General features: G+C 55.2%; 20 protein-coding genes. 6 read left to right on the top strand and 14 right to left on the bottom strand.

What is annotated here, in order from left to right; genetic code table 11:
- Positions 1-56: 56 nt before the first annotated feature.
- Together acpH and ACOTZF_RS15215 are read left to right on the top strand one after the other, a co-directional pair.
- Positions 57-638 carry an ACP phosphodiesterase gene (gene acpH, locus ACOTZF_RS15220; protein ID WP_129252888.1) on the top strand — a complete coding sequence of 194 codons (582 nt, stop codon included), beginning with the start codon at positions 57-59 and terminating at the stop codon, positions 636-638.
- Between the two features lie 127 nt (positions 639-765).
- Positions 766-1368, top strand: a complete 603-nt coding sequence (locus ACOTZF_RS15215; RefSeq protein WP_013095829.1) for a peroxiredoxin — start codon at positions 766-768, stop codon at positions 1366-1368.
- A gap of 55 nt (positions 1369-1423) precedes the next feature.
- Here the strand turns inward: ACOTZF_RS15215 and malZ are convergent, their stop codons facing one another.
- From malZ to phoB, 5 genes are all read right to left on the bottom strand, one after another.
- Positions 1424-3238, bottom strand: coding sequence for a maltodextrin glucosidase (malZ, locus tag ACOTZF_RS15210; protein WP_038985393.1), 1815 nt, complete (start codon positions 3236-3238; stop codon positions 1424-1426).
- A 138-nt stretch (positions 3239-3376) separates the two neighbouring features.
- Positions 3377-4750 carry a proline-specific permease ProY gene (gene proY, locus ACOTZF_RS15205; protein ID WP_020686369.1) on the bottom strand — a complete coding sequence of 458 codons (1374 nt, stop codon included), beginning with the start codon at positions 4748-4750 and terminating at the stop codon, positions 3377-3379.
- Positions 4751-4831: 81 nt separating this feature from the next.
- Positions 4832-6151, bottom strand: coding sequence for a branched-chain amino acid transporter carrier protein BrnQ (gene brnQ / locus ACOTZF_RS15200; RefSeq protein WP_013095826.1), 1320 nt, complete (start codon positions 6149-6151; stop codon positions 4832-4834).
- 409 nt (positions 6152-6560) lie between these two features.
- Positions 6561-7856, bottom strand: a complete 1296-nt coding sequence (phoR, locus tag ACOTZF_RS15195; RefSeq protein ID WP_029883416.1) for a phosphate regulon sensor histidine kinase PhoR — start codon at positions 7854-7856, stop codon at positions 6561-6563.
- A gap of 21 nt (positions 7857-7877) precedes the next feature.
- Positions 7878-8567 (bottom strand): phosphate response regulator transcription factor PhoB, encoded by a 690-nt coding sequence (phoB, locus tag ACOTZF_RS15190; RefSeq protein WP_010428026.1) that lies wholly within the window; start codon positions 8565-8567, stop codon positions 7878-7880.
- A 187-nt stretch (positions 8568-8754) separates the two neighbouring features.
- On the opposite strand from phoB, the gene sbcD reads away from it, so the two are divergent.
- Positions 8755-9960 (top strand): exonuclease subunit SbcD, encoded by a 1206-nt coding sequence (gene sbcD, locus ACOTZF_RS15185; protein ID WP_020686366.1) that lies wholly within the window; start codon positions 8755-8757, stop codon positions 9958-9960.
- Positions 9957-13088, top strand: a complete 3132-nt coding sequence (gene sbcC, locus ACOTZF_RS15180) for an exonuclease subunit SbcC (protein WP_129317783.1) — start codon at positions 9957-9959, stop codon at positions 13086-13088. The genes sbcD and sbcC overlap by 4 nt, the downstream gene beginning before the upstream one ends.
- A 102-nt stretch (positions 13089-13190) precedes the next feature.
- On the opposite strand, the gene mak is transcribed toward sbcC, so the two are convergent.
- Positions 13191-14096, bottom strand: a complete 906-nt coding sequence (gene mak, locus ACOTZF_RS15175) for a fructokinase (RefSeq protein WP_129252884.1) — start codon at positions 14094-14096, stop codon at positions 13191-13193.
- Between the two features lie 123 nt (positions 14097-14219).
- Between mak and rdgC the strand changes: the two genes are divergently transcribed.
- Positions 14220-15134: a recombination-associated protein RdgC gene (gene rdgC, locus ACOTZF_RS15170; protein WP_013095820.1), complete on the top strand. Its 915-nt coding sequence runs from the start codon at positions 14220-14222 to the stop codon at positions 15132-15134.
- A gap of 46 nt (positions 15135-15180) precedes the next feature.
- Here rdgC and ppnP read toward each other — a convergent pair whose 3' ends face one another.
- From ppnP to ACOTZF_RS15145, 5 genes are all read right to left on the bottom strand, one after another.
- Entirely contained in the window at positions 15181-15468 is a 288-nt protein-coding gene (gene ppnP / locus ACOTZF_RS15165) for a pyrimidine/purine nucleoside phosphorylase (RefSeq protein ID WP_013095819.1), read from the bottom strand.
- 71 nt (positions 15469-15539) lie between these two features.
- Positions 15540-16217 carry an AroM family protein gene (locus ACOTZF_RS15160; protein ID WP_013095818.1) on the bottom strand — a complete coding sequence of 226 codons (678 nt, stop codon included), beginning with the start codon at positions 16215-16217 and terminating at the stop codon, positions 15540-15542.
- A gap of 238 nt (positions 16218-16455) precedes the next feature.
- Positions 16456-16647 (bottom strand): protein YaiA, encoded by a 192-nt coding sequence (gene yaiA / locus ACOTZF_RS15155; RefSeq protein ID WP_013095817.1) that lies wholly within the window; start codon positions 16645-16647, stop codon positions 16456-16458.
- Positions 16648-16691: 44 nt separating this feature from the next.
- Positions 16692-17216: a shikimate kinase AroL gene (gene aroL / locus ACOTZF_RS15150; protein ID WP_058678422.1), complete on the bottom strand. Its 525-nt coding sequence runs from the start codon at positions 17214-17216 to the stop codon at positions 16692-16694.
- A 142-nt stretch (positions 17217-17358) separates the two neighbouring features.
- Positions 17359-17820, bottom strand: a complete 462-nt coding sequence (locus tag ACOTZF_RS15145; protein ID WP_013095815.1) for a YaiI/YqxD family protein — start codon at positions 17818-17820, stop codon at positions 17359-17361.
- 96 nt (positions 17821-17916) lie between these two features.
- Here ACOTZF_RS15145 and proC point away from each other — a divergent pair, with 96 nt between their 5' ends.
- The gene (gene proC, locus ACOTZF_RS15140) at positions 17917-18726 is read left to right on the top strand and encodes a pyrroline-5-carboxylate reductase (RefSeq protein ID WP_013095814.1); all 810 of its coding nucleotides are present in this window, start codon (positions 17917-17919) and stop codon (positions 18724-18726) included.
- Positions 18727-18743: 17 nt separating this feature from the next.
- Here proC and adrA read toward each other — a convergent pair whose 3' ends face one another.
- The 3 genes from adrA to iraP all read right to left on the bottom strand — a co-directional run bounded on the left by adrA (position 18744) and on the right by iraP (position 20824).
- Complete coding sequence (gene adrA / locus ACOTZF_RS15135) at positions 18744-19847, bottom strand: diguanylate cyclase AdrA (protein WP_129252882.1); 1104 nt, start codon at positions 19845-19847, stop codon at positions 18744-18746.
- Positions 19848-19950: 103 nt separating this feature from the next.
- Positions 19951-20271: a phosphate starvation-inducible protein PsiF gene (gene psiF / locus ACOTZF_RS15130; RefSeq protein ID WP_129252880.1), complete on the bottom strand. Its 321-nt coding sequence runs from the start codon at positions 20269-20271 to the stop codon at positions 19951-19953.
- A 292-nt stretch (positions 20272-20563) separates the two neighbouring features.
- On the bottom strand, positions 20564-20824 hold the full coding sequence (gene iraP, locus ACOTZF_RS15125; protein WP_013095810.1) for an anti-adapter protein IraP: 261 nt from the start codon (positions 20822-20824) through the stop codon (positions 20564-20566).
- Positions 20825-21017: the final 193 nt, after the last annotated feature.

Below are 21017 nucleotides of genomic sequence, written 5' to 3'. Positions count from 1 at the left end.
CTAGTGCTCACACCCTTTTGCTGCAACAACTAGCCGCCCCCGGACAAATAAAACGCATGAATTTTCTCGCTCACCTGCACCTCGCTCACCTCGCTGACAGCTCCCTTTCCGGCAATTTGCTGGCCGATTTCGTCCGCGGCAACCCCGCCGAGACCTGGTCCGCTGAAGTTGTCGACGGGATTTTTATGCATCGTCGTATCGATGTCATGACGGATAACCTGCCAGAAGTAACCGAGGCCAAAGCGTGGTTTCGCCCTGAAACGCGCCGCGTTGCGCCAATCTCGCTTGATGTCATGTGGGACCATTTCCTGTCGCGCCACTGGGCGCAGCTGTCGCCGGAGATGCCATTGCCGGATTTTGTGCGCTACGCCCACCAGCAGGTGTCGATCATTCTGCCCGACTCGCCGCCGCGCTTTGTGAATCTGAATAATTACCTGTGGTCGGAACGCTGGCTGGAGCGCTATCGCGAGATGGACTTCATCCAGAATGTGTTAAATGGGATGGCGAGCCGCCGACCGCGGCTGGATGCACTACGCGACTCCTGGCATGACCTGGACGAACATTACGATGCGCTGGAAACGCGTTTCTGGCAGTTTTACCCGCGAATGATGGCGCAGGCGAAAAACAAACAGCTCTGACAGAATTCGCATTGATAGGTAAAAGCTGGCGGAACGATTGTCACCACCTCTTTGTCTTATCCATGAACACTCTCTATACTGGCTCGCGTTGCGTTCCAAATAACCTTAGTATCTACAGGAGAATCATATGGTTCTGGTAACTCGTCCGGCTCCGGATTTTACAGCTGCAGCAGTTCTGGGCAACGGTGAAATCGTTGAAAACTTCAACTTCAAACAGCACACCAACGGTAAAGCGACCGTTCTGTTCTTCTGGCCAATGGACTTCACTTTCGTTTGCCCGTCTGAGCTGATCGCGTTCGACAAACGTTATGAAGAATTCCAGAAGCGTGGCGTAGAAGTGGTTGGCGTCTCCTTCGACTCTGAGTTTGTACACAACGCATGGCGTAACACCCCTGTCGACAAAGGCGGCATCGGTGCGGTGAAATACGCAATGGTTGCGGACATCAAACGCGAAATCCAGCAGGCTTACGGTATCGAACATCCGGACGCTGGCGTTGCGCTGCGTGGCTCCTTCCTGATCGACGCGAACGGCATCGTGCGTCACCAGGTTGTGAACGATCTGCCGCTGGGTCGTAACATCGACGAAATGCTGCGTATGGTTGACGCGCTGCAGTTCCACGAAGAGCACGGTGAAGTGTGTCCGGCTCAGTGGGAAAAAGGTAAAGAAGGTATGTCTGCGTCCCCAGACGGCGTTGCGAAATACCTGTCCGAGAACGTATCCAGCCTGTAATCGGCACGGTTTACGAAAAAGGCCCGCTTATGCGGGCCTTTTTGTTATCACGCCGTCAGCCAAACCAGACGGAAGCAGAAATCGCCGGCAGGGAGAGGATCCCCTCCTGCACGCTCCCTTTCCCCTCTTTTAGCTGCCACGCGCTCACGTTAAGCAGCGGAGAGTCATCCAGCACCACTTCGCACGCCTCGCCCCGGTTGATGGCTACCAGCACGCGCTGCTGGTTATAGACGCGGACAAACACCACCACGTTGTCGTGGGCATAAACCACCTGACAACCACCGTAGCGCAGCGCCTGGCTCTGCTTACGCAGTTTCGCCAGCCGCTGATACAGGCTGAACAGCACGTTGTCCTGCTTCGCCGGATCCCATGGGAAGGTTTTGCGGCAGAATGGATCGTTGTTCCCGTCCAGCCCCACCTCATCGCCGTAATAGATGCACGGCACGCCCGGCCAGGTAAAGAGCCAGGTCACCGCCAGCGGCAGGCGCGTGACATCCTTACCGAGCAGGGATTTAAATCGCGCGGTGTCATGGCTGTCCAGCTGGTTAAACATCCGTAACTGCTGCTGATGCGAAAGACTGGCGCGGTAGTTATCCATCCACGCCATGCAGGTTTCCGCATCAATATGCTGCGGATCGTAGGAAATATCGGTGTTAGCAAGGAATCCCCACAGCGGGAAGGTAAAACCGCGATAGTTCATTGCCGCATCTTCTGCGTCCGCCTGCAGCCACTGGCGCGCGTCGCCAAAATGTTCGCCAAACACAAACGCCTCCGGCTGCGCGGCTTTTGCTGCACGGGTGATGCCAGCGACGTGCTGAAGGTTATTACGCGCCCCGCCCGCTTCACCGAGCATATGCACCACGTCAAGACGCCAGCCATCCATATTCCATGGCTCACTCAACCAGTGGCGCACAATGCTGTTTTCACCGCCGTAAATCTCGTTCACCAGCGTTGGCGACTGGAAATCCAGCTTCGGCAGGCTCGGATAGCCCAGCCAGTCCAGCGCGTGACCCTCCTCGTTGAAGCTGTACCAGTCGCGCTGGGGTGAATCCGGGTTATGGCACGCCCCGCCCATCGACTGGTTATGACGGTCAAACCACGCGTGTGAGTCGCCGCTGTGGTTGAACACGCCGTCCAGAATCAGACGCATGCCCTCTTTTTGCGTATTTTTACGCAGACGAAGCAGCGCGTCATCACCGCCAAACTGCGGGTCAACGTGGCGATAATCGGCGGTATCGTATTTATGCACGCTCGGTGCTTTAAACACCGGGTTAAGGTACAGCGCCGTCACGCCCAGCTTCTTCAGATACGGTAGCTTTTCGCTGATGCCGTCAAGATCGCCGCCGTAGAACGTCGAGCCGCCCGCCTGCGCGGTTAACGGCTCATCCCATTCTTTCAGGATAATGTCGTGTCCTGCAGCGTGGTGGTAATAAACCTTATCCTGCCCGGCGGTGCGCGTTTCGCTGCGCGCAAAGCGATCCGGGAAGATCTGATAAAAGACCTGATCGTTAACCCACTGCGGGCCAGCGTCCGGGTAATCGACGGCAAACTGCTCCAGCCGCGCCGGAGGAAAACGGCTAAATCCCTGCGGGGTAAACCACAGCTGGCGGTTATTCCAGAGCAGCTTAAAGCTATAGCGTCGGCGCGGCTGGCCGCTGCGCAAGTCGATGTTTGCCCGCCATGCCGTTACGCCAGGCTGCGGCTGGCTGCGCTGCTTGTGCATTTTCAGCGTGGTTTCTTCATTATCGACTTCAGCGCGTAGCGTCACGCGTTCAGGCTGATTTTCCCCCGCCAGCCAGAGCGTAATCACAAGGTTGTCTTTGTTTTGCTTAACAAATGGGGCAACCGGAAGGTGCCAGGCGTTTAACATCACGAATCCCCTTTGATGAAATTGACGTCACCTTGCCACAGGGTGATTAAGGTTAGCTCACCATGACGTGATTTATTGGGGGAGGAGAAAGGAGGAGGAGACAAAATGCCCTCTCCCACAGGGAGAGGGCATAAAATATTACTGCGCCTGCGCCAGCTGACGGTCGCGGCGGCATTTAAACACCCAACCCACCAGCAGCAGTACGATCCACGCACAGCCTACGTAGAGGGAAATACGGGTATCAGGATGGTAGCCAATCAGGCCGATGATAAACACCAGGAAGATCAGCCCAACGACGGTCGTCGCTACCCCGCCTGGCACTTTAAACTTCAGCGCTTTTGCCTCCTCAGGGGACAGACGGCGGCGGAACGCAATCTGTGACAGCAGGATCATGATCCACACCCACACGGTCGCGAAGGTCGCCAGAGAAGCGATCACCAGGAAGACGTTTTCCGGCATGATGTAGTTCAGGTAGACCGACAGCAGCAGCGCAACGGTCATCACCATAACCGTCACCCATGGCGTGCCGCGACGGGAGGTTTTGGCAAAGACCTTTGGCGCACTGCCCTGCTCTGCCATGCCGTGCAACATGCGGCCCACGCCAAAGACGTCACTGTTGATCGCTGACAGCGACGCGGTCAGGACCACAAAGTTCAGGATGCTGGCCGCAAAGGCGATGCCCATATGCTGGAAGGTCAGCACAAACGGGCTACCGTTGGTCCCCACCTGGTTCCACGGATAGATAGACATAATGACGAACAGCGTACCCACATAGAACACCAGAATACGCATCGGCACCGAGTTGATGGCGCGTGGAATGGATTTCTCCGGGTCTTTGGCTTCCCCGGCGGTAATTCCGATGATCTCAATCCCGCCGTAGGCGAACATCACCATCTGGAGCGACATCACCATGCCGAGCCAGCCGTTGCTGAAGAAGCCGCCGTTGCTCCAGAGGTTATGAATACCGGTTGGCTGGCCGCCGTTACCGATCCCCCAGATGATGATGCCGAAACCGGCCACAATCATGATGATGATGGTGGCAACCTTGAAGAAGGAGAACCAGAACTCCAGCTCACCGAAGACCTTCACGCTCATCAGGTTGACGGCGCAGATAATCAGCACCACGCTCAACACCCAAATCCAGTGCGGAACCGCCGGGAACCAGACGCCCATGTAGATGCCAAAGGCGGTGACATCGGCAATGGCCACAATCAGAATTTCGAAGCAGTAGGTCCAGCCGGTGATAAACCCGGCCAGCGGGCCTAAATTCTCCTGCGCATAGCGCGAGAATGAACTGGCTGAAGGGTTATGAACCGACATCTCTCCCAGCGCACGCATGATGATATAAGCCGCCACGCCGCCGATGATGTAGGCCAGCAGAACGCTTGGACCGGCCATTTTGATGGCATCTGCCGAGCCATAAAAAAGACCGGTACCGATAGCGGAGCCGAGCGCCATAAAGCGAATGTGGCGCGTGCTCAGCCCACGTTTGAGTTTGTTAGTGCTTTCCATTTAAATCTTGCCATTCAACACGAAAAAAACAAAAAACCACGGGGCCTTAAGCCCCGTGGTTAAACAGTTTGTTGCCGTTGATTAATGGGCGTTCGATGCGACCTGACGCCCTGCAGCACGGTCCCAGATAATGGCCAGAACCAGTGCAACAACGGTAGGCATCAGCCAGGCCAGACCTTGCTCAGACAGCGGCAGACGCTGTGTCCAGGCTGGCAGGATGTGAGCAAACGCTGATGCTTTAATCCCGTCAAGGATACCAAAAATCAGGCTGATAAACATGGCTGGCGCAATAATTCGCGAGGAGTTGTTCCACCACGGACGCGTAAAGCTCAACACCACCAGCACGATACACGGCGGATAGATGGCCGTCAGCACCGGAATGGAGACCTGAATCAGGTGGCTCAGACCGAGGTTAGACACCGCCATGGAGAAGATGCCGAGGATGAATACCAGCGTGCGGTAAGAGAGCGGCAGATATTGCGCAAAGAACTCCGCACAGGCACAGGTCAGGCCAACCGCCGTCACCAGACAGGCCAGGAAGATCAGGGCCGCCAGCAGCATGCTGCCCGCACCGCCAAAGGTGTGCTGAACGTAAGCGTGCAGAATTGCCGCACCATTCGCGTTCTGATCGACCAGCGTGGCGCTATCGGAACCCAGGCGGAACAGCGCCAGATAGAGCAGCGTCAGGCCCACACCGGCCATCAGACCAGCCCAGATGGTATAGCGGGTCAGCAGACGCGCTTCGGTCACACCACGGGAACGGGCGGCGTTCACGATAACGATACCAAACACCATCGCGCCCAGCGTATCCATGGTCAGATAGCCGTTCACAAATCCGTTAGAGAAGGCCGCGTTTTGGTAGGCATCCATCGCGCTGCTGATAGGACCCGCAGGCCAGATAATGGCCGCAACCGCCAGCACGATCAGCGCGATAATTTTGAGTGGAGCCAGGAAGTTACCCACGGTATCCAGCAGTTTGCCCGGATAGAGGGAGACCAGAATCACAATAGCGAAGTAAACCAGGCTGTAGATAAACAGCGGCATCGCACCGTCACCGGTCAGTGGCGCAATCCCCACTTCGAAGGAGACTGTCGCAGTACGCGGGGTCGCAAACAGCGGGCCAACGGCCAGATAACACACCGTTGCCAGCAGAACGCCAGCCACTTTACCAATTGGGGTGCTGAGGCTATCAACGCCGCCGCCAACTTTCGCCAGCGCAACCACGGTCAACACCGGCAGGCCCACGGCAGTGATCAGGAAACCAAATGCTGCTGTCCAGACGTGTTCACCCGCCTGTAAGCCAACCATTGGGGGAAAAATGATGTTGCCTGCGCCAACGAACAGCGCAAATGTCATAAAGCCCAGCGCGATGATGTCACGCGATTTTAAGTGATGGGTCATAAAACCTTACTGCCTGTGGATGTGGTGTTGAATATATTGAGATTTTCGCCATCCCCAATGGGACGATACAGCGGAAATTTTGCTCAATTTCAGCGGGATATGCTCCCGTCCTGGCGTGGAGAAGAATAGTTTTTCGATTTACCACGCAAATACAGTCGGTCTGACAGTATCTGGGGGGCAATTTAAACGCTTATAACGTTTAAAGGCAAGGAGGGATCGTAAAACCAGAACAATATACCATCATGAAAATACCAACCAGAATAATTCGCTAATATCATGAAAAAGCCATGGCTAATCATGCGAACAAAAAAGCACCAGCCGTATAAAATTCATTCGCGTTTCGCTTTACTGCAAAGCAAACGGGCCAGCAATAGCTGGCCCGTGGAAAGGTAAAATGACACACCCGCCGTCAGGCGATCTTTTTGGCAATTAATCGTTCCGGTATAACGAAACTGAAACGGGTTCCTTTGCCCAGCGTGCTTTGAATATCGAGGCGGCTTTCATGGTGATTCACCGCGTGCTTCACAATGGCCAGCCCCAGCCCGCTTCCCCCCGTTTGCCGGGAACGGGCTTTATCTACCCGGTAAAACCGCTCGGTCAGACGTGGAAGATGCTCAGGCGCAATGCCCGGCCCGTTATCCTCGACGCTAAACTCGGCCCCCGTTGGTGTCTGCTGCCAGCGCACCATAATATCCGTTCCTTCCGGGGTATGATTAACCGCGTTATAGACCAGGTTAGAGATAGCACTCCGCAGTTCATCCTCGCTCCCGAGCACCTTCAGACTGTTATCGACGTCAAAGGTCAGATGATGTTTTTTATGGCTTAAGGTTTGCGCTTCGCGCTCCACTACCCGCAGCATCATCGGTACGTCGATAGTGTCATTTAAGGCAAGTGTCGGAGCCGCCTCAATCTTCGACAGCGTCAGCAGCTGTTTCACCAGCCCTTCCATACGGTGCGTCTGCTCGCGCATGGTATGCAGCGCCTTCTCACGCGGCGCCCCTTCAAGCGTCTGCTCCTGCATCATCTCCAGATAGCCCTGCAGCACCGTCAGCGGCGTGCGCAGCTCGTGGCTCACGTTGGCGAAGAAGTTGCGTCGTGCCCCTTCCAGCTGGTGCATCTGGGTGACGTCACGCGCCACCATCAGCCATTGCCGATCGCTGTAGGGCATTACACGTATTTCAAGATGGCGGCCATTGTTGAGCTTCAGATTATGCGGACGCGTGAAATCACGTTTTTTCAGATACTGCGTGAACTCCGGATAACGCAGAAGGTTGAGGATGTTCTGGCCATTATCGTCCGGCCAGCGCAGGCCCAGCAGCTGTTGGGCGAGACCGTTACACCAGAAGATTGTTCCCTCTTCCGTGGTCAGAATCACCGCATCCGGCAGCGATTCCGCACCGCTGCGAAAGCGTTTAATCAGGCTTCCCAGCTCGCGACGGCGCTTTTTATTACGCATCTGCATCTGGTGCAGGCCGTAAAGCAGCGGCTCCCAGCTCCCGCTTCCCGGGGGAGGCGTCATACTTCTGTCAACCCACAGCCACCAGGAGAGGCGCAGTAAGTTCCAGAAATGCCAGATCAGCAGCCCGGTCACGGACGCCAGCAGAAACCACGGCAGGTATCCAAGAAAGGCCCCCAAAATGAAGGCCGGAATACAACATAAGATCAGTTCAAAGACGAGCCTTTTCCATGACAGACGTTCCAGCACGCGTCACACTCCTGTCATTGTTCAGAAACGGGTAGAAAAACGATAACCCGTGCCGCGGACCGTCTGTACCATGCGATCGTGTCCGCTCAGTTCCAGCGCTTTACGCAGGCGGCGGATATGTACGTCAACCGTCCGGTCTTCGACATACACGTTAGTTCCCCAGACGTTATTCAGCAACTGCTCGCGGCTGTAAACACGCTCCGGGTGAGTCATAAAGAAATGCAGGAGTTTGAATTCGGTAGGCCCCATGTCGAGGGGATTTTCGCCCGTCATAACACGGTGCGAGGTAGGATCAAGGCTCAGGCCCTGCATCTCAATGACCTCTTCCACCGCCATCGGTGAAATACGGCGCATCACAGCTTTAATACGGGCAACCAGCTCTTTCGGTGAGAAGGGTTTGGTAATGTAATCATCCGCGCCGGTCTCAAGGCCGCGCACGCGATCTTCCTCTTCACCGCGCGCGGTAAGCATGACAACGGGGATATCGCGGGTCATCGCTTCACGCTTGAGGTGTTTGATAAACTGCAGTCCGGAGCCGCCAGGCAACATCCAGTCAAGCAGGATCAGATCGGGCCAGGGTTCATTCAGCTGGTTCACCGCGCTGTCATAATCTTCCGCTTCAACCGGCTGGAAGCCATTTTGTTCGAGCACGAAGCACACCATTTCACGAATTGGAGCTTCATCTTCTACGACCAGAATACGTCTCGCCATACTTTGCCCTGTCTTATCTTATTTAAGTTACAAGTTTGTAATGCGGCGTCATTATGCGTCAGATTTATGACAGATTTATGAAAAACAGTACCACGTAAAATGGCAAACTGTTGTTTTATTACAGCGGTTATTTTCCAGCTTCTGAAAGTTTATAATCCCCATTCCCTTTTTTTGCCACGGATTCGCTATGCGCATATTACACACCTCGGACTGGCATCTGGGTCAAAACTTTTACAGCAAAAGCCGGGCAGCGGAGCATGAAGCGTTCCTGAACTGGCTGCTGGACACGGCCCGATCGCACGAGGTGGACGCGATTATTGTTGCGGGTGACATTTTTGATACCGGTTCGCCGCCAAGCTATGCGCGTGAGCTCTACAACCGCTTCGTGGTAAATCTGCAACAAACCGGCTGTCATCTGGTGATTGTCGCCGGTAACCACGACTCCGTCGCAACGCTGAATGAATCCCGCGATATCCTGGCCTTCCTTAACACGACCGTGGTAGCCAGCGCCGGTCATGCGCCGCAGATCCTGAAAAAACGTGACGGTACACCGGGAGCGGTGCTGTGTCCGGTGCCCTTCCTGCGCCCACGCGATATCGTTCAGAGTCAGGCGGGGATGTCCGGCGGGGAAAAGCAGCAGCATCTGTTGCAGAGCATCACGGACTATTATCACCAGCAACATACCGATGCCTGCGCCCTGCGCGGCGAACAGGCCATTCCGGTGATTGCCACCGGGCATCTTACTACCGTCGGCGCCAGTAAAAGTGACGCGGTGCGTGACATCTATATTGGTACGCTGGACGCCTTCCCGGCGCAAAATTTCCCGCCAGCGGATTATATCGCGCTCGGGCATATTCACCGGGCGCAGGTCATCGGCGGCTGCGAGCACATTCGCTACTGCGGCTCGCCCATTGCGCTCAGTTTTGATGAGACCGGCAAAGCCAAATGTGTGCACCTGGTGAGCTTTAATGAGGGCAAACTCAGTGCCGTGGAGTCGCTGGAGGTCCCCGTCACCCAACCGCTGGCGGTGCTGAAGGGCGATCTGGCGGCGATTACCGCTCAGCTGGAGCAGTGGCGCGGTGTCGAGCAAAATCCGCCCATCTGGCTGGATATTGAAATCACGACCGACGACTACCTGCATGATATGCAGCGTAAAATTCAGGCATTGACGGAAGATCTGCCCGTCGAGGTCTTACTGGTTCGCCGCAGCCGCGAACAGCGCGAGAAAATTCTGCTCGGCGCACAGCGTGAAACGCTCAGCGAACTGAGGGTGGAAGAGGTATTTGAACGCCGACTGTCGCAGGAAGAGATTGACGACACCACGCGCGCAAGGCTTAACGAGCTGTTCCTTCATACCCTGCACGCGCTCAGCGATGAGGAAGAAAACGCATGAAAATTCTGAGCCTGCGTCTGAAAAACCTCAACTCCCTTAAGGGCGAGTGGAAAATTGACTTTACCGCCGAGCCGTTTGCCAGCAACGGGCTGTTCGCCATTACCGGCGCGACCGGTGCCGGGAAAACGACCCTGCTCGACGCCATCTGTCTGGCCCTTTACCACGAAACGCCGCGTCTGCAAAAAGTCTCCCAGGCACAAAACGACCTGATGACCCGCGATACCGCCGAGTGCCTGGCCGAGGTGGAGTTTGAGGTAAAAGGCATAGCGTATCGTGCGTTCTGGAGCCAGAACCGCGCGCGCAATCAGCCAGATGGAAACCTGCAGGCACCGCGCGTTGAACTGGCGCGTTGTGAAGACGGTAAAATTCTGGCAGATAAAGTGACGGACAAACTGGAGCAAACCGCCGCGCTCACCGGGCTGGATTATAGCCGTTTTACCCGTTCAATGTTGCTCTCCCAGGGGCAGTTTGCCGCCTTCCTCAACGCTAAACCGGGCGATCGCGCCGAACTGCTGGAAGAGCTGACCGGCACCGAGATCTACGGTCAGATCTCAGCGATGGTGTTCGAGAAACATAAGGCCGCCCGTAACGCGCTTGAGATGTGCGAGGCGCAGGCCGCAGGCGTGGTGTTACTGAGCGAAGCGCAACAGCAGCAGTTACAGCAGAGTTTGCAGGCACTTACTGACGAAGAGAAAACCCTGTTGACTCAGCAGCAGAACCAACAGCGCGATTTTCAGTGGCTGACGCGCAACGACGAGCTTATTCGCGAGCAGCAGCGGGTTATGCTCCTGCAACAGCAGGCGCAGCAGGCTCTGACCGACGCCGCGCCTGAGCTGGCCAAGCTCCAGCTTGCGCAGCCCGCCGCCCAGCTTCGCCCCCTGTGGGATAGCCAGCAAGAACAAACCACGCGCCTCGCGCAGACAAAGCAGCGCATTGTCGAAGTAAATACTCGCTTACAGGCCAAAGCCGCGCAGCGCTCACGCATCCGTCATACGGCGCTGCGTACCCATGCGCAACTGCAGAATGACCTTACGATCCAGGCAACATGGCTGGCGGAGCATGAACGTTACCGCGTGTGGGGCCAGGAGATTGCTGGCTGGCGCGCCCATTTTGCGCAGTTGAACCGCGATAAACATCAGATTGCCACGCTTGCAGCCCGTATTGCTGAATTACGTCAGAAGCTCGCCGGGATGCCGGAACCCCCCCTGACGCTGACGGCGGATGACGTGGCAGCGGCAATGGAGCAACAGTCCCGGTCACGTCCTTTACGCCAGCGCCTGACCACGCTTCATGCCCGCTATCAGCCGCTGCAAAAACGGCTGCAAGAGAACGCGGATACCCGGCAAAAAGCGCAGTCCGAGCAGGTAAAACTCAATGAAACGCTGACGCTGCGCCGCCAGCAGTACAAAGAAAAAAACCAGCACTATGTCGATTTGAAAGCATTGTGTGAAAGCGAAGCGACGATCAAAAAGCTGGAAAGCTACCGCTCGCAGCTTGAGGCCGGAAAACCCTGCCCACTGTGCGGCTCCAGTGAACATCCCGCCATTGAGACGTATCAGGCGCTTGAGCTCACCGATAACCAGCGGCGCCGGGACGCGCTGGAAAAAGAGGTTGCCGCGCTTAAAGAGGAAGGTCTGCTGGTGCTGGGACAGGTCAATGCCCTGACGCAGCAGATCCAGCGAGCAACAGACGAAGCGCAGGCGCTCTCTCAGGAAGAGCAAGCACTCATTAAAGAGTGGCAGGAGGTCTGTGCAGACCTGAATATCTCGTTGAATATTCAGGAAGATATCGCCCCATGGATGAACGAACAGGAACAGTACGAACGTCAGCTCTATCAGCTCAGCCAGCGCCTGACGCTGCAAAACCAGCTTAACGAACAGCAAGCGCAGGAGCGTCAGTACCAGCAGCAGCTGTCGGCAACGCGTCAGGCACTGGAAAACGCCCTGCTCGCGCTGTCGCTGCATGTTCCTGAAGAGGGGGAAGAGACCGCCTGGCTGTACGCCCGGGAAACGGAATTCAACCTGTGGCAGGAAAAACAGACGCAGTATGCTGCAATTCAGGAGCGCATTAATACCCTGAAACCGCTGCTCGATACGCTTCCGGCAGGCGATGACACCGAGGCAGAACCGGCCATTCCTGAGAACTGGCGCGAGATCCACGACGAATGCCTGTCCCTGCAAAGCCAGCTTGCCACCCTGCAGCAGCAGGAGAGTCTGGAAAGCGAGCGGCTACAGCACGCCACAGCGCAATTTGCCACCGCGCTGGCGGCAAGCTGCTTCGCCGATCGCGAGGCCTTTCTCGCCGCGCTGCTGGATGAGGAGACCATCCGCCATCTTGAACAACGCAAGCAGACGCTGGAGAGCCAGCTTCAGCAGGCAATTGCGCTTAGCGGGCAGGCTGAACAGCTGCTACAGGCCCACCAGCATCAGCGACCGGAAGGGCTGGACGCCGACGCGCAAACCCTGCATGCGCAGCTACAGCAGCTGGCGCAGCAGCTTCGCGAGAACACCACTCATCAGGGGGAGATCCGCCAGCAGCTTAAGCAGGACAGCGATAACCGCCAGCACCAGCTGGCGCTGATGCAGCAAATTGACGAGGCCTCACGTCTGGCCGAGGACTGGGGTTATCTGAATGCGCTGATAGGCTCCAGCACCGGCGACAAGTTCCGTAAATTCGCCCAGGGTCTGACGCTGGATAATCTGGTCTGGCTCGCTAACCAGCAGCTTAACCGCCTGCACGGGCGCTATCTGCTGCAGCGTAAAGTCAGCGACGCACTGGAGCTGGAGGTGGTTGATACCTGGCAGGCCGATGCCGTACGCGATACCCGCACGCTTTCTGGCGGCGAAAGCTTCCTCGTCAGTCTGGCGCTGGCGCTGGCACTTTCCGACCTGGTGAGCCACAAAACGCGAATCGATTCGCTGTTCCTGGATGAAGGTTTCGGCACGCTCGACAGCGAGACGCTGGACACCGCGCTGGATGCGCTCGACGCGCTGAATGCCACCGGGAAAACCATCGGCGTGATAAGCCACGTCGAGGCTATGAAGGAGCGTATTCCGGTGCAAATCAAAGTGAAGAAGATTAATGGACTGGGGTATAGCAGACTGGATAAGGAGTTTGCGGTGCAGTAAAGGGGCTGTTTTACGGTGCGGTCTGGTGCCCTCACCCTGGCCCTCTCCCACAGGGAGAGGGTACAAACATAAAAAACCGCAACGTGCGTTGCTGTTTTGCTTTTATTCCGGCCATAACCACGCTGCGCCGCGCACGCCGCTGGAGTCACCGTGGACGGCTTTGCGGATTGGGGTTTCACACTCGCCGCCGAAGACCCACTGTTTGACGAGAGCAGGCACCGTCGCGTACAGCCGGTCGACGTTGCTCATCCCACCGCCCAGCACAATCACATCAGGATCGAGAATGTTCACCACATGCGCCAGCGATTTCGCCAGGCGCATTTCGTAGCGGCTCAACGCCAGTTCCGCCACGGGATCCTGCTCCTCAACCAGACGCATGATCTCGTTACCCTTAAGCGGCTGACCGCTCAGGCGGTGGTAATCGGTGGCAAAACCGGTGCCGGAGATAAACGTCTCAATACAGCCCTGTTTTCCACAGTAGCACGGCACTTCAGTACGGTATTTAAGTTCGTCTTCATCCATCCATGGCAATGGGTTATGTCCCCACTCGCCTGCCGTACCGTTACCGCCAATATGCGCACGCCCGCCGAACGCCACACCGGCCCCGCAGCCGGTACCGATGATGACAGCAAAAACGGTCTGGGCACCCGCCGCCGCACCGTCAATCGCCTCTGATACCGCCAGACAGTTTGCATCATTTGCCAGACGCACCTCGCGCTGCAGACGCGCGCTCAAATCTTTATCAAAAGGCTGGCCGTTGAGCCAGGTGGAGTTGGCGTTTTTCACCACCCCGGTATAAGGCGAAATGGACCCGGGAATGCCCATCCCGACGGAGCCGGTCTGTCCTGTCGCCTGCTCTGCCATCTCAACCAGCCGGGCAATCGTCTCGATAGTCTGGTGATAATCTTCGCGCGGCGTGGGCAGGCGGTGACGGAAAAGCTGCTCCCCCTGCTCGCTCAGTGCGATAACTTCAGTTTTGGTGCCGCCCAAATCAATCCCAATACGCACAAGACTCTCCTCATTATTTTGATTATCAACAGAGTAGAAGCACGCTTCCCGATTAGCAATGCAAGCGATGCGACAATTCGTTATCATGCCCGCTGATTTAACGACAAGGCCGTGGAAATTATCATGCTGTGGTTCAAAAATTTGATGGTTTACCGTCTCAGCCGCGACGTTTCGCTGCGTGCAGAAGAGATGGAAAAACAGTTAGCCGCTTATACCTTTTCCCCTTGCGGAAGCCAGGATATGGCAAAAACCGGTTGGGTTCCGCCAATGGGTTCACAAAGCGATGCCCTGACCCACGCCAGCAGCACGGGTCAAATCATCGTTTGCGCCCGTAAAGAAGAGAAAATCCTGCCCACGCCGGTGGTGAAGCAAGCGCTGGAAGCGAAAATTTTCAAGCTTGAAGCCGAACAGGGCCGCAAGCTGAAAAAGACCGAAAAAGATTCCCTGAAAGACGAAGTGTTGCACTCCCTGCTGCCACGCGCGTTTAGCCGCTTCAGCCAGACCATGATGTGGATCGATACCGTCAACGGGCTGATCATGGTGGACTGCGCCAGCGCCAAAAAAGCGGAAGATACGCTGGCCCTGCTGCGTAAGAGCATCGGCTCTTTGCCGGTGGTTCCACTGGCGCTGGAAACGCCTATCGAGTTAACCCTGACCGAATGGGTTCGCAGCGGCACGGCGGCGCAAGGGTTCCAGATCCTCGATGAAGCCGAACTGAAAGCCCTGCTTGAGGATGGCGGTGTCATTCGTGCGAAAAAGCAGGATCTGGTAAGCGACGAGATCGCCGTCCACATTGAAGCAGGCAAAGTGGTCACTAAACTGGCGCTCGACTGGCAGCAGCGTATTCAGTTTGTGATGTGTGACGATGGCTCTGTTAAGCGCCTGAAGTTCTGCGATGAACTGCGCGATCAGAACGAAGATATCGATCGTGAAGATTACGCCCAGCGCTTTGATGCGGACTTTATCCTGATGACCGGCGAGCTGGCCGCGTTGATTCAAAATCTGGTAGAAGGCCTCGGCGGCGAAGCGCAGAGATAATTTCGTCTCAACCTGACCCTCTCCCCAACGGGGAGAGGGAAGAAGATTATTTCAGATAGCGGCACAGATAAGAGGTCGGTTCAGCAACCTGCAGATGGAACTCACTGTGGCCAGGGACGTTGAAAACTTCGCCGGCAGAGTAAACTTTCCATTCCGTTTCACCCGGCAGTAAGACGTTAAGCGCACCACTTACCACCGTCATCTCTTCAGCTTCGGCCGTACCAAAGGTGTACTCCCCTTCAGCCATCACGCCGACACTGGCGCGGCCAGTGCTGCTGCTGGTAAAACCAATGGATTTCACTTTACCGGAAAAGTATTCGTTACTTTGAAGCATGAACTGGCCCTTATATTTTTAGATAAAAATTCACTATAGGGGCCATGCTCATGACCTGTCACGCAAAATCATCAGGTAAGGAGTTCTGAGGCCAGACGCGCCATCAGAACGTTCGACAACAGTACCGGCACATCCAGCGCTTTTTGCAGTAGATCGCGGTGATGCTGGTGGAACCCCAGGCAGTCGAGGATCAACACATCGGCCCCGCGCTCCAGTAGCTCCTTCCCGGCCGCAATGAGTTTGGCCTCACTGTCCCAGAAAGGATTGGCCAGCGCATACAGGGGCGTTTTTTCAAGCACGTGCCATTTTGCTTCCTGGTTGTCCATGAGTTCTTCAATGGGCACAATCACCCCCACCTGGTGTCCGTCCACAATGGATGCCACCAGCGGCGGAATGATTCGCATCGGCTCGAGTAAAATCGCATTACGCGCCATGAGCCCCTTAATGGGAGCAGTACTCATCAGCAAAATAACGTCATACTCTTGATTATCGAGCACTTCTATTACTGCCTGCAGCGAGCGCTCAATTTTCTGTCGTGAAACATGCGCCAGTTTACCGTCGCTTAATAACGTCGCCAGGGGATCCTCCCCCGCCTCTACAGCGTAGTCCTCCATGACCTCTTCCCGGCTCATCTTCCCCAGCAGGCTGAGATGCGTGATCTGTTGTTCAGATACATGCTCGGTTAAGAGCGGTAACACTTCGCTTACAGGGACCACACCAATAGTGATGATCGCCAACGTTGCCTTCATCGTCTTCGCCTTCCATTACTACAAAAACTTATTACACAGGTACAGGCTCACTACGCTGCACAGTTCGTTTTTTCAACAAAACAGCACCAAGCGTAGCAGGTGATCTCCATCCCGAAATGTAAAGATCACCTGCCGGTAACGGAGCTACCTGTAATAACTAAATATTAACTCCTGCTTAACATTAGCGATGAGTAAAAAGTGTGATTCAGGCACGGTATTGGAGCGTTTAGGAAAACATTCATGACTTATCGGGATCTTCGTAGCGCCGTTTCGCATCCAGCGCTTCCTGTTCAGTCTCATGTTCACTGATGAGAGAGTCGGGTTTAGGGTGATCGGCACGCAGTTGATACCAGGTCACGGTTTGATCGCCATTGCCTTTTTCAACGGTAACAATACGTGCTTCACGCGGATAGGGAGGTCTGGTTGGCATAGCTCATCCTTTTTTTATGTCAGAGCTATAAGTATAGACGGCGGTTAGCTGGCACAAGCCAAACGCAGGGCGGTAATAATCTGAATCACAACCTCTTCGGGCGACGCGGAAGCATCCACTACGTGATGTGCCGCTTCTCGGTATAACGCATCGCGCTCCGCCAGCACCTCGCTCACCTCTTCGCTGAGCGGTCTGGAGGTCAGCGCAGGGCGTTGCCCCTCTTCCGGAAACGCTTCCAGACGCCCCACCAGCGCAGCCACGGGCGCACAGAGGTAAATCACAATCCCTTTTTCGCGCATAAAGCGGCGGTTATATGCCGCCAGAATAATTCCGCCGCCTGTGGCAATTACCGCATCGGGAGCCGTCACCGCTTCCAGCGCGGCCGTTTCACGGCTGCGAAAGCTCTCCCAGCCCTCTTTTTCGACGATATCTGCGATGGTTTGTCCGGCCTGCGTCTGCAGCCAGTGGTCGGTATCAACAAAATGACGTTGACAGGCACGCGCCAGCTCCAGGCCAACGGTGGTTTTCCCACAGCCGCGGGGGCCAACTAAAAAGATGGGTTGGGTCATAACCAGGTGTTTCCCCTTGATGCCGGATGGCTGAAGAGTGTAAAGAAATAATTGCAGAAGATGTTGCGTTTACTTTACTGCAAAGCAGTACGGAATGACAACCCTGTCACTGCCATACTGTACCACATATTGACAATGATTATCATTTAGCAGTGCGACGCTTCACTTCCAGCAGCCACTTATCGAGCTCTGCGGCAAACTGCTGGCGGTCACGTTGAGATAAACTGTCTGGCCCGCCGGTCTGCACACCGCTGGCGCGAAGCGTATCCATGAAATCGCGCATGGTCAGTTTTTCCCGGATGGTTGCTGGTGAGTAACGCTCCCCGCGCGGGTTCAGCGCTGCGGCGCCCTTTTCCAGTACCTCTGCGGCCAATGGAATATCCGCCGTGATCACCAGATCTTCCGCGCTGCACAGCCGTACGATCTCGTTATCCGCCACATCAAAACCGGCAGGAACCCGCAACGCACGAATGAATCGGGAAGGCGGTACGCGGATATTCTGGTTTGCCACCAGCGTAAGCGGCATCTGAACACGCTCGGCAGCGCGGAACAAAATCTCTTTAATCACATTCGGACATGCGTCCGCATCAACCCAAATCGCCATAATGTCTCCCCTATTGATACTGGCGACTATTGTCGCCTGCATTTCGTTGTTAAGCTATCAATCAGAGAAAACAACGCATAACGACGGAGAAACGTGATGGATAAGAAAATCGGGTTTATTGGCTGCGGTAACATGGGCAAAGCCATCCTGGGTGGCCTGATCGCCAGCGGGCAGGTCCTGCCGGGTCAGATTTGGGTCTATACACCATCACCGGATAAAGTCGCGGCGTTACGTGATGAGTATGGTATTAACGCAGCCGAAAGCGCGCAGGAAGTGGCCCAGGTCGCCGATATCGTCTTTGGGGCGGTTAAACCGAATATCATGATCAAAGTCCTGAGCGAGATCACCTCCAGCCTGAATAAAGACACGCTGGTGGTGTCGATTGCCGCAGGCGTGACGCTCGATCAGCTGGCCCGTGCACTGGGTCATGACCGTAAAATTGTTCGCGCAATGCCCAATACCCCTTCGCTGGTCAACGCCGGGATGACCTCCATCACCCCTAACGCGCTGGTGACCACGGAAGATGTGGCCGATGTGCTGAACATTTTCCGCTGCTTCGGCGAAGCGGAAGTGATTGCCGAATCGATGATCCATCCGGTTGTGGGCGTGAGTGGCTCTGCTCCTGCGTATGTCTTCATGTTCCTGGAAGCGATGGCGGATGCTGCGGTGCTTGGCGGTATGCCACGTGCGCAGGCCTATAAATTTGCCGCACAGGCGGTGATGGGCTCAGCCAAAATGGTGCTGGAAACCGGTAAGCATCCAGGGGAACTGAAAGATATGGTCTGCTCGCCTGGCGGTACCACCATCGAAGCGGTGCGGGTGCTGGAAGAGCGCGGGTTCCGTGCGGCGGTCATTGAAGCGATGGCGAAATGCATGGAAAAGTCAGAGAAGCTGAGTAAGTCCTGACCAAACTAAGCCGGACGTCAGGCGGCCACCTCGGTACGTCCGCGTCCGGCATTTTTGGCTTTATAAAGCGCGATATCTGCCGCTTTTAACCATTCGCGGTAGTGGGCAAACTGTGTTCCCCACGGCGCAACCCCCACGCTGATGCGAAGCCGTTCGTTCGGGGCGCAGGGTAACGACAGTTTTTTCAGCCGCTCGTGGACGCGGGACATCGCCGCAATTGCACTTTCTGCCGGGGTGCCGGACATGATGATCGCGAACTCATCGCCACCGAAACGGCCAATATAATCCCCGGCCCGCAGCGTCAGCTGCAGTTGACGAGTGATAGCAATGATCGCTTCATCGCCCACATCATGTCCCCAGGTATCATTGATGCTCTTGAAGTGATCGATATCGATAAGCAGGATCGTGGTCTGACAATGATCCCGTCGGCACTTTTCATACTCCATCCGCAGCAACGTTTCCCAGTGGCGCCGGTTATAAACGCCCGTCATGCCATCGCGGGTACTCATCAGCTCAAGTCTTCGCTTATTTTCCGCCAGGCGAATGGCCGTCTGATGGCTCACCCAGGCAAAGAGTATTGGGTAGATCATCAAGACCGGCAGCGTCAGCCACCACTCCAGCGATCCGGAAGAGGGCACCACAACATTTCCGGTTAGCTTCAGCGTCACGACAGCGGATAACGTGGTTATGGCAATGCCTGCGAGAAACAGGCGACAGCCGCCGGATCCCATCATATTCATGCCCATCATCATAACCAGCGCAGCCGATGGCAGAGCGTTCACGCCCATCAGGCCAATCCAGATGCCGGTAAAAATAGCGTCGATCTTCAGATTGAAGATTTCACATTGATAAGGTTGAGATGAACGGCAGGTGAACTGCCAGGCAAGATGCGGCCAGATAAAAACCCAACTCACCAGTAATAACCACCAGCCGCCGGGCAGAAAATGCGTGACCAGAACGCCGGCAACAGGAAAAAACATCGCCGCCAGACCCACAATCCGCCCCAGCCGGACGCGCCGGGCAAAGCGTATGCCGGTACGGTGCGCGTCATCCTGAGAAAGGTTTTGAAGCCACTCTTCCCCGATACGCTCTTTATTGTAAAAGTTTTCGTCGTTCATCATATTTTGGGAATATTCTGAAACATTTTCCCAAATTATAGAGAGGGGGGATGCGGAGAAAGTATGAAATTTCGGGTGAGTCACCGTAAGGACTCACCCGATAGGACTATGCCTGTTTCTTCAGACAACCACTCATAAACTTGCTGCGATCGTCGCCTTTCAGCATTTTTTGCGTGGCCTGAGCGTTACATTCACGCATTTTTTGCTGCTGCGGCGTCAGGCTTTTTTCATCTGGTTTGGATGCACCATTTTTGAGGCAATCGCTCATATATGTCTTACGGGCATCCCCTTTCAGCGCTTTTGCTGTCGCCTGTTGATTGCAGGTCGTCATACGCTGCTGTTGAGGTGTTAAGGTTTTCTCTTCCGCATGCGCTGAGGCGATCAGGCACAGGCCGGAAAACAGGGTAACCAGTATTGTTGTTTTCATTGCACCATCCTTTATGTGAAGATCCACATTAAGTCTGGTTCGTTGCGGGAAAAAAACCACCCTGCGACAATGATTTTCTTCGGGTTTATGGATTATTTCATCTCTGGCGCGGCACGATGTTCATTACCCGGTTTCGCCTGACGCGTTAGGGTATTTAATAGCGAGAGGCATGAGATGAAATAGAGGCTCTGTTTAAATTCTTTTCTCCCAGTGCGAAGGCCAAAAATAAAAACAGAGCGACGACAGGCATCCTGCATGACCATTCTATGACAGGCCATTCTCTTTCAGCAGGCTAGCTGCGAGGATGCCTTAATAGCTTCTTTACGTATTGCTGAAGCATCTCCGCATCTTCAGCGGGGACCAGCGAATCGGGGCGAGCCTTGTCCAGCGCGCTTTCTACATTATCGATTAACGCCTGTTGCTGCGGTTGTGTCATTTGTCGGAGCAACGCCGTAACGACAATTTCCAGCGCTTCAACCTGGGCGACCAGTTCTTTTGACTCTTCTTCCTTTTGTGCAAGCTTGACCAGCAACTCAGCAATGAGATTTTTCATCGTGCTATTTCCTTATGCGTTTTTTCTGAACTTAGCATTCAGAATGAATAATGCAAAGAGGAGAAAAGTATTATCTTATGCAAAAGTGATGCTGCTGCCAAAATAAAGATGAATGGCAAGCAGCGAAACGTTTTTCTCTTTAGAAAAAGCCGCATTTAGTTATATAAAAATGCGGCAACCATAAGAATATATA

This window comes from Enterobacter cloacae complex sp. SHL021 (assembly GCF_049237765.1).
Classification (GTDB): domain Bacteria; phylum Pseudomonadota; class Gammaproteobacteria; order Enterobacterales; family Enterobacteriaceae; genus Enterobacter; species Enterobacter cloacae.
Note: the sequence above shows the minus strand (reverse complement) of the source record. Positions and strands in the feature narration are given on the sequence as shown.

What these genes read in the sequence shown, in the direction of transcription:
- acpH (WP_129252888.1), top strand. Translation starts at nt 57, where the DNA reads ATGAATTTTCTCGCTCACCTGCACCTCGCTCACCTCGCTGACAGCTCC.
- ACOTZF_RS15215 (WP_013095829.1), top strand. Translation starts at nt 766, where the DNA reads ATGGTTCTGGTAACTCGTCCGGCTCCGGATTTTACAGCTGCAGCAGTT.
- malZ (WP_038985393.1), bottom strand. Translation starts at nt 3,238, where the DNA reads ATGTTAAACGCCTGGCACCTTCCGGTTGCCCCATTTGTTAAGCAAAAC.
- proY (WP_020686369.1), bottom strand. Translation starts at nt 4,750, where the DNA reads ATGGAAAGCACTAACAAACTCAAACGTGGGCTGAGCACGCGCCACATT.
- brnQ (WP_013095826.1), bottom strand. Translation starts at nt 6,151, where the DNA reads ATGACCCATCACTTAAAATCGCGTGACATCATCGCGCTGGGCTTTATG.
- phoB (WP_010428026.1), bottom strand. Translation starts at nt 8,567, where the DNA reads ATGGCGAGACGTATTCTGGTCGTAGAAGATGAAGCTCCAATTCGTGAA.
- sbcD (WP_020686366.1), top strand. Translation starts at nt 8,755, where the DNA reads ATGCGCATATTACACACCTCGGACTGGCATCTGGGTCAAAACTTTTAC.
- sbcC (WP_129317783.1), top strand. Translation starts at nt 9,957, where the DNA reads ATGAAAATTCTGAGCCTGCGTCTGAAAAACCTCAACTCCCTTAAGGGC.
- rdgC (WP_013095820.1), top strand. Translation starts at nt 14,220, where the DNA reads ATGCTGTGGTTCAAAAATTTGATGGTTTACCGTCTCAGCCGCGACGTT.
- ppnP (WP_013095819.1), bottom strand. Translation starts at nt 15,468, where the DNA reads ATGCTTCAAAGTAACGAATACTTTTCCGGTAAAGTGAAATCCATTGGT.
- ACOTZF_RS15160 (WP_013095818.1), bottom strand. Translation starts at nt 16,217, where the DNA reads ATGAAGGCAACGTTGGCGATCATCACTATTGGTGTGGTCCCTGTAAGC.
- yaiA (WP_013095817.1), bottom strand. Translation starts at nt 16,647, where the DNA reads ATGCCAACCAGACCTCCCTATCCGCGTGAAGCACGTATTGTTACCGTT.
- aroL (WP_058678422.1), bottom strand. Translation starts at nt 17,216, where the DNA reads ATGACCCAACCCATCTTTTTAGTTGGCCCCCGCGGCTGTGGGAAAACC.
- ACOTZF_RS15145 (WP_013095815.1), bottom strand. Translation starts at nt 17,820, where the DNA reads ATGGCGATTTGGGTTGATGCGGACGCATGTCCGAATGTGATTAAAGAG.
- proC (WP_013095814.1), top strand. Translation starts at nt 17,917, where the DNA reads ATGGATAAGAAAATCGGGTTTATTGGCTGCGGTAACATGGGCAAAGCC.
- adrA (WP_129252882.1), bottom strand. Translation starts at nt 19,847, where the DNA reads ATGATGAACGACGAAAACTTTTACAATAAAGAGCGTATCGGGGAAGAG.
- psiF (WP_129252880.1), bottom strand. Translation starts at nt 20,271, where the DNA reads ATGAAAACAACAATACTGGTTACCCTGTTTTCCGGCCTGTGCCTGATC.
- iraP (WP_013095810.1), bottom strand. Translation starts at nt 20,824, where the DNA reads ATGAAAAATCTCATTGCTGAGTTGCTGGTCAAGCTTGCACAAAAGGAA.